Raw genomic sequence first — 13235 nt, 5'->3', positions numbered from 1 at the left:
TGACCAGGGTGAAATAATATTAAAATTACGAATCGATATAAATCTGCATTAATACATCTTATCGGACCTTGATACTATGTTGATTGAAAGCTTGTGTGCTTTAAATGCTCGCACGATACTCAGAAGGGGTCATTTTCTTCAATTCTTTAAATTTCCGGTTAAAATTGGCCACGTTTGGAAAACCCGATAATTCTGAAATAGCGCCAATGGATATATCTTTTTTGTTGTAGAGTAATTTACACGCCTGCTCGATTCGAAGGTCGATCAAAAACTGAAAATAGGTTTTGTTGGTTCGTTTTTTAAAATACCGGCAAAAAGCATTTTTAGTCATATTCGCTCTTGCCGCAACATCATCAAGCGAAATATTCTGTTGGTAATGATCTAAAGTAAACTGCAACACGTCGTTCATACGTTTACCTTCATCATCAGAGTAGGGTTTTTGATAAATAAATGATGAAAGCGGGGTTGATTCTGCGTGAATAAGTATGTCTAAAATCTGTAAAAAAGTAGCCAGACGTTGTATGCGGTTTTGGTTTTTCAGCATTTCAAACTTGGTGTAGAGTGCATCGTGCTGTGATACGATCTTCATTCCGTGATCAGACTTTTTGAAGAAATTTTCAACACCGGTGAGATCGCTCAGGTTAAAAAAATCTTTTCCGAATGAGCTTTTAGTGAAAAACAGACTGTACATCACCGATTCTTCGTGGATATCTGAATCAGACCTGAAGACATGAGGGATTTTTTCACCGATGATCAAAATGTCACCGGGTTTATATTCATTAACCGTATCTCCAAGAATGAGAGATCCACGACCATTTACAATATAGCTTATCTGTATTTCTTCGTGCTCGTGTAGTTTGTCGTAAAATCGCATTTCACGATCTTCCTGATAAACCAACGATTCTTTACCGGGTTTAGGGACTTTGAAGGGTAAAATTTTCATCAGTCAAGATTTGTTGGTATGAAATTACTATTATTTACCATTAATCTACCCTTGAGGGGTTATATAGTATTAAAAGTGGCTAATGTAATATATGCACTTACAAGATTTAACAAACCCATACCCGATTTCTATTTAGGACTGTATCTAAGTATTTACGTCTTTCTCAAGGAAGGTTAACATAAGTTTAAGACTGGTTTAGATTTTATAATTTTTCGAAAATCAGAGTCGTTATTTTTGAATAAATTCAATAAAAACCAAAAGCTTATGTTTAAAATTCTTAAAATGGCTTTATTTTCTTTAATACTTGCATCCTGCTCTTCTGATAAGGAAGAACTGCTTTCGGAGGGTGAAGAACAGGAAGAGACACCCAAAGAATTAGGTCTTGAGATATACAAGCCTATAGAGTTTGGGAATATGGATTATGAAGATAACTCGAGTAAATGGAGTTTTGAACGCAGCCGCCAGTCTGAGCATTTTATCCTATTCTGGGATGCCAAGTATCAAAACAATGATCCCGGATCTGCAGCTGTACCTGAAAAATATCGCGTTGACATTGAGGAGCTTCTGAATAAGGCAGAGGACTTTTATACTTTAAATGTACAACAGCTCAAATTTGCCGATCTCGATCTGGAAAATACCAAGCTTAAAACTTATAAAATGATGATTTTCCTGTTTTATCAGGACGAGTGGCTGGCGACCGGTGCCGGCTATGATGATAAAATAGGCGCGTTATGGATTAGCCCTGGTACAACACAGCCCGCAGGTCATACTTTGGCGCACGAAATAGGGCATAGTTTTCAATACCAGGTTAATGCTGATCTAGGCAACGGTCACGGTTTTAGATATGGCTTTGGTGGAAATGGGGGCAATGCGTTCTGGGAGCAAACTGCCCAGTGGCAGGCATTTAAAGCTTTTCCTTCTCAGATTTTCACGGCTTTTGATTTTGCTGTTTATATCGACAATTACAACAAGCACATCCATCACGAAAATTACCGCTACGCCAGTTATTTCATCCATTATTATTGGACGCAGTTGCATGGTCAGGATTTTATAGGTAAGCTTTGGCGAGAAGCACAGCAACCTGAAGATCCCGTGCAGGCTTATATGCGAATAACCGGTATCGATGCCAAAGCTTTTAATGATGAGATTTATGAAGCAGCATCTAAAATGGTGACCTGGGACCTTGACGAATTGCGCGATTTAGGAGCGGATTATATAGGTGCTCAAAAGTTTGATTACACGACCCGTGAAGATGGCGTTCATGTTGTTGCCAAGGCATATGTGCCTCAGACAACCGGGTATAATGTGATTCCCCTAAAAGTGCCTGAGGGCAATACTGAAATTAGCGTGAATTTTAAAGGCCTTCCCAATGAAACAGGTTTCAATGCGGTTAATGCTTCTATCGCAGGATGGCGCTATGGTTTTGTTGCGCTTAAAAACAACGGGGCACGGGTTTATGGTACTATGCAAAGTTCGGCTGAAGGGGAGCATAGTTTTACAGTACCGGAAAATTGCTCCAAACTCTGGCTTGTGGTTACCGGCGCCCCCACGCAGTATAGCCCGCATGCCTGGGATGATGATAACAGCAATGATGCTGAGTGGCCTTATGCTGTTAAATTTACTAACACTAATATCTTGGGATATTTTGATTCTTCTGGAAAAGAAACGCCAGAATCTATAGATTTTGAATATGATGTCTCTTTTCCTGCAGATGCAGAAGCATATTCGGGCAAAATCATCAATATTGATATTGAAAAATTGACTAATGCCTTTCAACTTTCGACTAATGATATTAAAGCTAAAATGAGAGATGCCATTAAGTTTTATGCTATAAACAGCAATGAGGACTTGATCTCAGAAACAACGGCATCTGGTTACGGACACTGGTTTAATGCTGCCGGTGATGTGATTGGCTGGGGTGATAATGCTTATGTGTTTTCAGAATTTGATGAAGTCGGGCTGAAATTCAAAACTGGACAGTATCCCGGTCGTCTTAAAACCGGAGACGTCTATACCGTAAGGCAGGCTTTGGTTTATGAATATGAAAGTGGAAAATCTGCTCAGGCAACGTTCACTTTTAAAATTAAAATTGAATAGCAACTGGTTTGTAAAATTGTCGGGGAATTAGCCTTGCTATTCTGTAAAAGCGCACCTTTGATTCTTTGGCAACAACTGCCTTTTAAGACTCAGGGTGCGTTTCGGTATGTGAAGAGGTTAAGGTTTTTAGTACTTAAAAATATGTTTCAATTGAAAAGTAATTTTACCGCATTAATTTGTTTAATACTTTTTTCGGCCTGCGATAAAGGCAGAGAGAATTCAAACGGAAATCAGGCTTTTTTGAATATTCAAACTTCTGAATTAAGCGAACAGGCAGAAAGCCTTAATCCCATTATCCCGGGATGGTTTGCAGATCCTACAATCAAGAAGTTTGATGGCATTTATTACATATACGCCACAACAGATAACGAGATGCTGGCATCAGGAGCTCCTACAGTCTGGTATAGTACCGACTTTGAGAACTGGTATAATTATACGATGGAAATTCCTTCCCTTGATGCGGTTAATTTGCGTAATTACTGGGCTCCCGATATCTTAAAAGGCGATGACGGTAAGTATTACCTGTATTTTGGAAACTGCCAGATGGGTTGCAATATCTACGGTTATGTATCTGACACACCGGTAGGCCCCTGGAAAAAATTACAGAAAGACGATACACCGGTCATATCTCATGGCTTTCCTCGTGAAGGTTTCCCATCATTGGACGCTCAGTTCTTTAAAGATGACGATGGTAAGATTTTTGCCTATTGGGGAACATGGGTGCATTACAATGGCGGTTATGCGGTAGGTGAGCTCAATAATAAAACAATGAATAGCATTACAAAAGCTGAAAATATTCCGCCGGCACAAACCCCGCAGCCTTTTGAAGCTCCCTATATGTTGAAGAAAGGGGAAAAATACGTGCTGATGTATAGCGGCGGCTCCTGCCACGATGAGACTTATAATGTGCGCTATTCTTATGCGAACAGCCCCTGGGGGCCATTTACTCCCGGAGCTAATAATCCGGTTTTGAGTACTACCGAAGATGAACGCGTTCACGGCCCCGGGCATCACTCGGTTTTGCAGGAAGGCAACGATTACTACATTGTATATCACAAGCACGATTACCCGATGACGCGTGGAGGTTTGGCTCGCCAGATATGTGTTGATGAACTTAATTTTAAGAATGACTCCACCTTGCTGGCAGTAAAACCCGGAAGCACTTCGTTATCTAAACTCAATACCTCTTCGCTTCCTGAAGATGTGGCCTATAATGCTCTTGCAACGGCTACCTCGAGTTATAATCTGGAAATTCCGGATTTAAATTATACCTATAGTCCAGATAAAGCCGTTGATCATAATAATGCTACAATGTGGAAAGCGGCTTCTAATGTTCTTCCGCAATCTTTAAATGTTGATTTGGGAGCGGTTTACCCCGTAAAGCGCATAGCAACCAGTTTTGAATTTGCCAGTTACTACTATCAGTATCAAATTGAATACTCTGTAGATGGTGAAAACTGGAACCTTTTTGCCGACCGATCCGATAATCGTACTCCCGGAAGCCCCATGCTCGATAATGGCGACGTGGAAGCACGCTATTTAAAGTTAACTATTTTGGCAACCGAAAAAACCGGCCTTTTTTCGGCTGTTTGGAATTTTAAGGTCTACAGCGCGCTTTTTGAAATCCCCTTACCCCAATTGATGAATAAAGCTTCGGTTAACCCGCCAGCTTCTCAAGCCTTGCGAGAGCAGCTCATCGATTTGGATGCTGAAGGATTAAATGCTGGAGACACCTTCGCTTCGGTAGAAAACAAAGGAACTTATGGAGGTAAGTTTAACAAGGAGGGGCAGGTGTCCATTACAGAAGAGGATGGGACTAAGGTGTTTCAGTTTATCAATGGAGCTTTAATTTTAAACAAACCGGTACCTGAAAGCCTGGCGTGGAATGGCGCCTTCACCGTGTCTGCCTGGGTTAAAAATCCGGAAGTTGCTCAGGATGGTGAATGTTTAGCATCCTGGTGCGACCGGTATAAATTTGGTTTGGCCAATTCGTATAATGCCTTTTTTTACAATTCAGCTCATTATGGGGCTGCAGGGCATTTAGATAGTCATTTTGATATGCCGTACAAGCAGCTTCCTGAAGCGGATAAATGGCATCATTTGGTATTAACCTTTGATGGGGTGACCGAGCGCGTGTATGTTGATGGAAAGCTTGATAATGCTCAGATTATGACTCTGGCCAGTCAAATTGAAAATGCCAAATTAATCGTAGGATCTTCAGATGCAGGTGAAGGCTATAGTGGATATTTAGCTTCGCTGAAATTTTATGACCGCGGCATGGAACGTGAGGAAATACAAACCTTGAATAGAGAATCATCTCCATTTCGTTAATATGCGCGAATCCGTATAATTCTATGCTAATAAAAACGGGTGTTTAGCTAAAAAGTCTCCTCGTAAGCTAAGATTGTATCACTAATCGCTAATTTCTCCAAATCTAATAATCAGGATTAGTTCTAAATTCCTTTTTATTTAGAAATCGTAAACACCATAATCTTCGAAATGAACAAGTATAACAGACAACTTCTTCTGATATTTCTGCTTTTAGGATTTTCTCAATTTACAAAAGCACAGGGCTACTGGGAAAACCTGGCATCAAAACCGTCCACTTTGGGTCTCGAAGAGGGAATTGATACCTATAAAACCAAAAACTTTATCCTTAAACTGGTCAAGGCTTCCCAAACCGTGGCGGGCCTGTCTCCGGCAGCCGAACCGGGCTTTGACTTTACACCGGGTGACCGCCTCGAAATACGAGGAAAAGATGGTCTCTACTGGTTAGGTGACCTTAATTTCAGAATCAAAAATACTTCGGGCGAGTGGGTGTCTTACAGCACGGCATCAGCGCGTAAACCGGTGACTCCGCTTGAAGCTTCCGCACCCGTACTTGCTGCGGCAGACCTGAGTGCAACTTTGCCAGACGATTTGCCTGTGCACATAACCCGTTATTACGAAGATGTTGAGGGCGATCTGGTTTTACGCTTTCGTCTTAAAAATACTTCAGAGACTAGCGTTGAGCTTGGAGCTTTGGGAATCCCGATGGCATTCAACAATATCTTAGAAGGAAAATCACTTGATGAAACCCACGCTCAAAATGTATTTTTTGATCCGTATATAGGAGAAGGTGCCGGTTACCTTGAGGTTAAAAGACTTAGCGGTGTGGGCAGCGGTTTGCTTGTGCTTCCTGCCGAAAACATGCCGTTTGAAGCCTACAGACCCTTGAATGACGATCCTTCACCGCGAAGCGTGGTTTTTGAGGGCTTCCTTGAGTGGATGGCTCATAGTGAGGCTTATGCCGAACAGGAGTGGAAAGGAGTTGAGCAGTGGAATGAACCCACTTCGACCACTCTAAAACCGGGAGAGAGCAAGGATTTTGCTTTGAAAATCGTACCAACTACAGGGGTCAGGGGAACACAGCAAAAGTTAATCGAAGAAAAGCGTCCGGTGGCCATTGGTGTTCCGGGCTATGTTTTACCTCAGGATGTTAAGGCCCAGTTATTCTTAAAATATCCAAAAAAGGTGGCTTCTATGCGTGTAGAGCCGGAGGGTTCACTTTTAATTACAGAAGAAGAACCTGCTAAAAATGGCTATGTTAAATACAATGTTCAGGGTAAAACCTGGGGTCGCGCACGCCTGACTATCGTGTACGCAGATGGGCTGAAGCAAACGGTTAACTATAAAGTTATCAAGCCCGAAACGGAAGTGGTAAAAGACTTTGGGCAATTTTTGACTACCGAGCAGTGGTTTGATGAGGAAGGAGATCTTTTTAAACGTAATCCTTCGGTAATCTCGTATGATTATGAGACCAAAAGGCAAATTACTCAGGACAGTCGTGCCTGGGTTGCAGGTTTGAGTGATGAGGGAGGAGCCGGGAGTTATCTGGGAGCGATGATGAAGCAGTTTATTCTTCCCGACGCTGAAGAACTACAAAAAATGGAAGCTTTTGTAGACGGAACGCTTTGGGGGGTGATTCAGGATGCTGAGGGAGACCGAAAATATGCCGTAAAGAAAAGTATTTTTTACTACGAACCCGATACCATGCCTGAAGGTACCTACAGCGACACCATAAACTGGAAAACCTGGGCCGCGTGGAACAAGGAGCACGCAGATGATCGCGGGCGTTCTTATAACTATCCCCACGTGGCGGCCACGCACTGGGTTATGTACAGGCTGGGTAGGTATCATAAAGGTTTGGTGACCAATCACAGTTGGGACTGGTACCTGAAAAGTGCCTATGGTACTGCGGTGGCTATGATTGAAGATGCTCCTTACTATGCTCAATTTGGTCAGATGGAAGGAAGTGTTTTTCTGTTTATTTTGAAAGATTTAAAGAAAGAAGGCTATACCGAAATGGCTCAGGATCTCGAAACCCGAATGAAAGCCCGTGCAGATCATTGGAAATCGCTTAATTATCCTTTTGGTAGTGAGATGCCCTGGGATTCAACCGGGCAGGAAGAAGTGTTTATGTGGTCTGATTATTTTGGATATGATGCGAAAGCCCAAATAACACTTGATGCGATATTGGCTTATATGCCTACGATTCCGCATTGGGGATATAATGGGAATGCCCGTCGATATTGGGATTTCCTGTATGGAGGCAAGTTATCCCGCGTAGAGCGCCAGATTCATCATTATGGCTCGGGCTTAAATGCGATTCCGGTCTTAACCGCTTACCGCGAAAATCCTGATTTGTATTTGTTGCGCGTAGGATACGGTGGTACGCTGGGTGCAATTTCTAACATTACTCAGGATGGTTTTGGGCCGTCTGCTTTTCATTCCTATCCTTCAACGCTGCGAATAGACTATCATTCCGGCGATTACGGGCCTAATTTTTACGGTTATGCGATCAACACCGCGACCTACCTTACTGAAGATGCAGATTTGGGTTGGTTAGCCTTCGGCGGAAATTTAAACGAAACAAAGAAGGAAATTTCAGTAGAAGTTACTACCGCTGCTAAAAATCGAATCTTTATTCAGCCGGAAGAACTGTGGATTACTCTGGAAGCGGGTAAAGTAGCGGAAGCTTCTTACAATAAAAAGAATGGGGAAGTCTCCTTAACCCTGATGCCTAAAGATGCGTTTACTCCCTTTGCCTACATCAGTCTTACCGAAGGTTTCAAAATGGATTACCCGGTTGAGCGCGGGATGTATAAAGTTCCGCTAGGGGGCGAACCTGTTGAAGTAACAATTACCAAAGAGCCATAAAATTTACAGGTGGTATAAGATTTTATTGCTCACTTTAAAATAACAAAAACGCCCGGATTTTTCTCCGGGCGTTTTCGTTTGAATGTGTTTAGGACTCCATTTTAATGATCCTGAGGACCTCTGATTCCTGCCTTAATTTCTGTTTTTAAGTCATTGGCTTCCGGCGGAATGGGGCAGGAGTAGTTGGGACTATACGCGCAAAACGGATTGTAGGCTTTATTGAAGTCTATTACAATAGTATCACCTTCCGGAATGCTCAAATCGATATAGCGCCCCGCACCATAAGTTTCCACGCCACTGGTATAATCAGTAAACGGAAGGAATAAATAATCCCTGTACTCTTCGGTTTTTCTTAATTCCGGACTTTGATAAATGGTAAGCTCATGTGTTTTACCATTGAGCTGAAAGCTAGCAATGGCATAGGTTTCTTCCAGTTTAATTCGACCCGAAGAAGTTGCAAATTTTATGGTTTTCGGTTTTTTGAATCGCTTAAAATCAGCCACCACCCGATATGTAGAATCAATAGGATAAAACTGATGCCCTTCAAAAGCAGCCTGCTCTTCTCGGGTAAGCGGTGATTCTTCCGGATTTTTATATTCCGCATTCAGGTTTTCCTGAAATTGTAAAATTTCTTGTTCGTAATTGGTTTGAGCAACTATATAGGAACAGGATACAAGTGATACGAATAGATAATTAATAATTTTGAACATGGCTTTCACGGTGAAATGACAATTGTCCTGTAAAATTACCCATTTTCAATATTTATTACCTTATACCAGAGGCTTCTTTAATTGGTGAATTTTGTTACGGTAAGCTGTGCGGCATATGAGGCTCCTGTTGGCTTTCCATTTAAAATATAATCTGAATTAAAAGCCGGCTGAAATGCAAAAATAACCTCATCTCCTGCATTATAAAACTTTACATCTTTAAAGGTAATGTGCGTTCCTATTTGACCATTTCCGGAATTGAATGCCGGACTACCTGCATAAATACGTAAAATATCTGTCTCTACATTCCCATTAAACTTGGTATTAGACATATAAAAATTCACATAATAAATATTGTTTTTATTTAGGGTTAAAGAGGTTTGTATCTCAAAAGTATAATAACCGTCCTCTTTAATTCTAAAAGATTCATCACCATTAGTTCCTGAAGGATCATTCACCTCAATCGCACTAACCTTTTGATATGCTATATTGGGTTGTACCAGGTTGAGTCTTAATAATTGTCCTCCACTACAGGGATTGCAGCCTGTAAAGAATGGTATCAACGGGTTTGTGGTACCATACTTAGCACTGAAAACCACTTCAGGAAAATTGACGTTATTTAAAAACTGATCCCGACTTACCTGTACAACATCCCCATTTTCATCTGTTGCCAAAACGCGCTGTTCTGCATCCTGATCAACACCTGAGGGAATATTGGTGATTCTTAGGCCTCCTTCGACGTGAAGAGTATTTTGAGGGTTTGTCGTACCTATTCCCACCTGCGCAACTGAAGGAACAGTTATAAAAAAACATAGAAAAAATAGACGATGTAACATTTCAATAGGATTGGGTTCTACAAAGATACACTTATCTAGCTTTTTTCTAATTTTAATCCCATTAAAATAACATATAAACGGTGTTTTTATTGAGTTCGTAAGAAAATACTTTGAAGCTTAAATGAAAAAGTCCGAAGCTTTGTTCGGACTTTCAGATACATAAAAAAATTAATTTCTGGTCTTATCCGGATATTCCGGCGTGGTCAGGGTTTTTGGCGGATTTTGCTTCAGCTCCTGCATAATGATCTGAATGGCTTTTTCAAGCTGCGGGTCTTTTCCGGCAATCACGTCTTTAGGTGTTTGCTCAACTTCCACATCCGGCGGAGTTCCTACGTTTTCAATCCCAAAACCTTCCTCGTTATAAAAGGCAACATTGGGAGCGGTAACGATTCCGCCATCAATAAATTCAGGATAACCCAAAACGCCAACGAGTCCGCCCCAGGTGCGTTTGCCTACAAGCGTTCCCAGATTATTTCTTCGGAATAAATAAGGCAAATAATCCCCTCCCGAACCGGCAGTTTCGTCAATAAGCATCACTTTCGGACCTTGTATAGATGCGCTGGGCGCTTTCATATCTTTCCCATAGCGGAAATTCCAATAGCTCTGCATCGGTTTGTTAAGCAGGTCTATAACGTAGTCGGCCAACTGACCTCCACCGTTAAAACGCTCATCTACAATAATCGCTTTTTTGTCTGCCTGCGGATAGAAATAGCGTTTAAAATACTCGTGACCGCCTGTTGCGGTGTTGGGTACATACACATAAGCGACCTGCCCGTTTGTGGCCTCATCCACCTTTTTAATGTTACCCTCAACCCAGTCGCGGTTGCGTAAAGCCCATTCCGATTCGATTGCGGTTACCTGCTCTTCGTGCGCGTTGCTTCCGTTTGCGTTTGCAGATAGCGTAAGGTTTATGATTTGCCCGGCTTTGTTTTCAAAAAAGGAATACAAATTGTCTGAAGCGGTTACTTCTTTTCCATCTACTTTGATGAGGTATTCACCCACTTTGGCCTGTACTCCGGGTTCGGTTAGCGGAGACTTCATATCGGGATTCCAATTTAAGCCACCGTAGATTTTGGTGATTTGATAGCGACCGTTATTCGTAATATAATCTGCACCCAGCAGTCCGCCGTTGATCGTTTCTTTTTCCACACGGTTATCGCCGCGGTAGTCAAAACGATGATGGCCTACCGAAAGTTCGGCAAACATCCAGCTCATCACGCGATACAGGTCCGCTTTGGTAGGAACATCGGGAAGGAAAACTTCATATTTTTCCTTCATCGCGTCCCAGTTAACACCGTGCATTCCCGGATCGTAGAAATAATCACGGTTTACGCGCCAGGCTTCGTTGAAGATATTCACCCACTCCTTCGGTGGATCTATTTTCACCTGAATGGCATCCATATTTACAGGGCCGTTATCCGACTTTTTGCCGGTGTCTGATACAAACCAGTTGCCGCCGGTGTAGTAATACATTTTCTTACCGTTGGCGCTTATTTCGTAGTGATTGACATCCATAAGCTCCTCGTCTTTCTGCTCGGCCAGATCGTATTTGTGAAGGCTCACCGCACCGCTATGTGCAGGATACGACAGGTAATAGAGTACACCTTCTTCAGGTGCGGAAAGGGTACCGTAATTTCCCGTGCCTACAGGTATCGAAACCATTCGGTTCATAATGCCGTCCCAGTCAATTTTGAGAGCCGGTGTTTCCTTCTTTTTCTCGTCTTTTCCCTCCTCTTTTTCAGCTTCGGCTTTTGCCAAAACTTCGACATCATTTTCTTTAGCGAATGGAGATTTTACGTCTTTTTGAAGCGTAATCAGGTAAAGCGCATTGGTAGATTCCATATCCTGATTAGACTGGTCAAACCAGTTTACCACCGGCCCGGCATCAGTCGAAGCTGTTAAGTACAGATACTTACCGCTGGGATCAAAAGTGGGGCTGGTCACATTTGCGAGTCCGTCTGAAATGGGATAGGATTTACTTTCGCCAAGCGAAAAAACATAGGCCTGCTCAAAGTTGGTATTAGTGATCAAAGTATACGCCAGCCAATTGGAGTCTGCAGACCAGCTGCCGAATAAATCCCTGTAAACTCCGGGCTGATACAAGACATCCTGAGCTACTTTTTCAACCTTGCCCGAAGCAAGCGTCGCGATATACAGATTGCGCCCGTTATCTACAAAGGCGATTTTCTTACTGTCTGGCGACCAGTGGATGTAGGCGTAAAAGCCGGTCCCGTTGAGTTTGATCGCTTTTGCGGGGTCAGTACTGTTTTGGTCTTTGATGTGCAACGCATACTCACCGCCGGCATCCGAAAAATAAGCGATGCTTTTGCCGTCAGGAGACCACTCGGGATAGGTCTCGTGAACTCCGGGCGTCTGCGTGAGGTAGGTGATGTCGCCTTTTTCTGACGGAATGGTCACAATATCTCCTCTAAAATCGGAAACCAAACGCGCCCCGGAAGGAGAGATTCCGCCACTGCGGATGTGTTCTTTTCCGCTAACGAAGCGGGGACGCAGCTCCAAAAGGTCGGTAGCGATGCCTATTTTAAGTTTGTTAAGGCTGTTAGTTGCAGGATCGAAACTGTGCAGATAGCCGGCTTGCTCTAAAATGAGTTTTCCTTCGTTATTTACCGCCAGATTGATGAGGCCAAAATCTTTAAAATCGGTGTGTTTTGTGACTTGTTTTGAGGCCAGATCGTAGCTGTACAGATTGAATTCGCCATCGCGGTCGCTTTTAAAATAGACCGTGTTTCCGTCAAAAACGGGGCGCGAATCGTTGCTTCCGGCTGCCGGTTTTGGGATTTCAACGGTTTCGTAGGTATCGGTATCAAATATGAAAATACGCGATTGGGTACCGCCACGGTAGTGTTTCCACTGGTTAAAACGATCGGGGATAGGCGTGTAAGCGATGTGCTTGCCATCTGCCGAATAACTCGCCCAGAAGGCATTTGGAATCTTAAGTTGGGTAACATTACCACCACTCAACGGGATGGTAAATAACTGTGCATAGCGATTGGTAAACATCGCACGCTGGGAGGTAAAAAGCACATTTTTACCGTCTGGCGTAAAGCCCTGCACCCAGTCTGTATAGGGATGATAGGTTAATCGTGTGGGGATACCGCCGCTAACCGGAATGGTAAATACATCGGTATTGCCATCGTACTCTGCGCTAAAGGCGATGGTCTTGCCATCAGGCGAAAAGACGGGGTTTTGCTCAATGCCCTCGTCTATAGTAAGACGCCGTGGATTCTTACCGTCCCGGTCTGCCAACCAGAGATCATCGGCATATATAAAAGCGATGTGATTGGTACTTAAAGCCGGCTCACGGAGCAGGCGTGTGTCTGTTGTGTTGATTGATTGAGCAAGGGCTGAAAAGCTCAAGGCACATAACCCGATTGAGAATAATTGATTGATGATTTTCATAATTTGACTTTTAAATGCTAAAAGGCATTGATT

The 13235-nt window shown here is 42.8% G+C and carries 7 protein-coding genes; 3 read left to right on the top strand and 4 right to left on the bottom strand.

What is annotated here, in order from left to right:
* Positions 1–100: 100 nt before the first annotated feature.
* Positions 101–943 carry an AraC family transcriptional regulator gene (locus ACSSS3_RS01775; protein WP_442846212.1) on the bottom strand — a complete coding sequence of 281 codons (843 nt, stop codon included), beginning with the start codon at positions 941–943 and terminating at the stop codon, positions 101–103.
* 282 nt (positions 944–1225) lie between these two features.
* Here ACSSS3_RS01775 and ACSSS3_RS01770 point away from each other — a divergent pair, with 282 nt between their 5' ends.
* The 3 genes from ACSSS3_RS01770 (at position 1226) to ACSSS3_RS01760 (ending at position 8239) form a co-directional block, all read left to right on the top strand.
* Positions 1226–3040, top strand: coding sequence for a DUF4859 domain-containing protein (locus ACSSS3_RS01770; protein WP_442846211.1), 1815 nt, complete (start codon positions 1226–1228; stop codon positions 3038–3040).
* A gap of 150 nt (positions 3041–3190) precedes the next feature.
* Positions 3191–5371, top strand: a complete 2181-nt coding sequence (locus ACSSS3_RS01765; RefSeq protein WP_442846210.1) for a family 43 glycosylhydrolase — start codon at positions 3191–3193, stop codon at positions 5369–5371.
* Between the two features lie 168 nt (positions 5372–5539).
* Positions 5540–8239, top strand: coding sequence for a DUF5695 domain-containing protein (locus ACSSS3_RS01760; RefSeq protein ID WP_442846209.1), 2700 nt, complete (start codon positions 5540–5542; stop codon positions 8237–8239).
* A 101-nt stretch (positions 8240–8340) separates the two neighbouring features.
* On the opposite strand, the gene ACSSS3_RS01755 is transcribed toward ACSSS3_RS01760, so the two are convergent.
* The 3 genes from ACSSS3_RS01755 to ACSSS3_RS01745 all read right to left on the bottom strand — a co-directional run bounded on the left by ACSSS3_RS01755 (position 8341) and on the right by ACSSS3_RS01745 (position 13202).
* Complete coding sequence (locus ACSSS3_RS01755; protein WP_442846208.1) at positions 8341–8949, bottom strand: DUF1684 domain-containing protein; 609 nt, start codon at positions 8947–8949, stop codon at positions 8341–8343.
* 77 nt (positions 8950–9026) lie between these two features.
* Positions 9027–9782, bottom strand: coding sequence for a hypothetical protein (locus tag ACSSS3_RS01750; protein ID WP_442846207.1), 756 nt, complete (start codon positions 9780–9782; stop codon positions 9027–9029).
* Between the two features lie 168 nt (positions 9783–9950).
* Positions 9951–13202 carry a S41 family peptidase gene (locus tag ACSSS3_RS01745; RefSeq protein WP_442846206.1) on the bottom strand — a complete coding sequence of 1084 codons (3252 nt, stop codon included), beginning with the start codon at positions 13200–13202 and terminating at the stop codon, positions 9951–9953.
* Positions 13203–13235 lie beyond the last annotated feature (33 nt).

It is taken from the genome of Leeuwenhoekiella sp. H156 (genome assembly GCF_052218455.1).
Lineage (GTDB): Bacteria > Bacteroidota > Bacteroidia > Flavobacteriales > Flavobacteriaceae > Leeuwenhoekiella > Leeuwenhoekiella parthenopeia.
The sequence above is the reverse complement of the archived record's forward strand: the minus strand, read 5'-3'. Positions and strand labels throughout refer to the sequence as shown.

What these genes read in the sequence shown, in the direction of transcription:
- ACSSS3_RS01775 (WP_442846212.1), bottom strand. Translation starts at nt 943, where the DNA reads ATGAAAATTTTACCCTTCAAAGTCCCTAAACCCGGTAAAGAATCGTTG.
- ACSSS3_RS01770 (WP_442846211.1), top strand. Translation starts at nt 1,226, where the DNA reads ATGGCTTTATTTTCTTTAATACTTGCATCCTGCTCTTCTGATAAGGAA.
- ACSSS3_RS01760 (WP_442846209.1), top strand. Translation starts at nt 5,540, where the DNA reads ATGAACAAGTATAACAGACAACTTCTTCTGATATTTCTGCTTTTAGGA.
- ACSSS3_RS01755 (WP_442846208.1), bottom strand. Translation starts at nt 8,949, where the DNA reads ATGTTCAAAATTATTAATTATCTATTCGTATCACTTGTATCCTGTTCC.
- ACSSS3_RS01750 (WP_442846207.1), bottom strand. Translation starts at nt 9,782, where the DNA reads ATGTTACATCGTCTATTTTTTCTATGTTTTTTTATAACTGTTCCTTCA.
- ACSSS3_RS01745 (WP_442846206.1), bottom strand. Translation starts at nt 13,202, where the DNA reads ATGAAAATCATCAATCAATTATTCTCAATCGGGTTATGTGCCTTGAGC.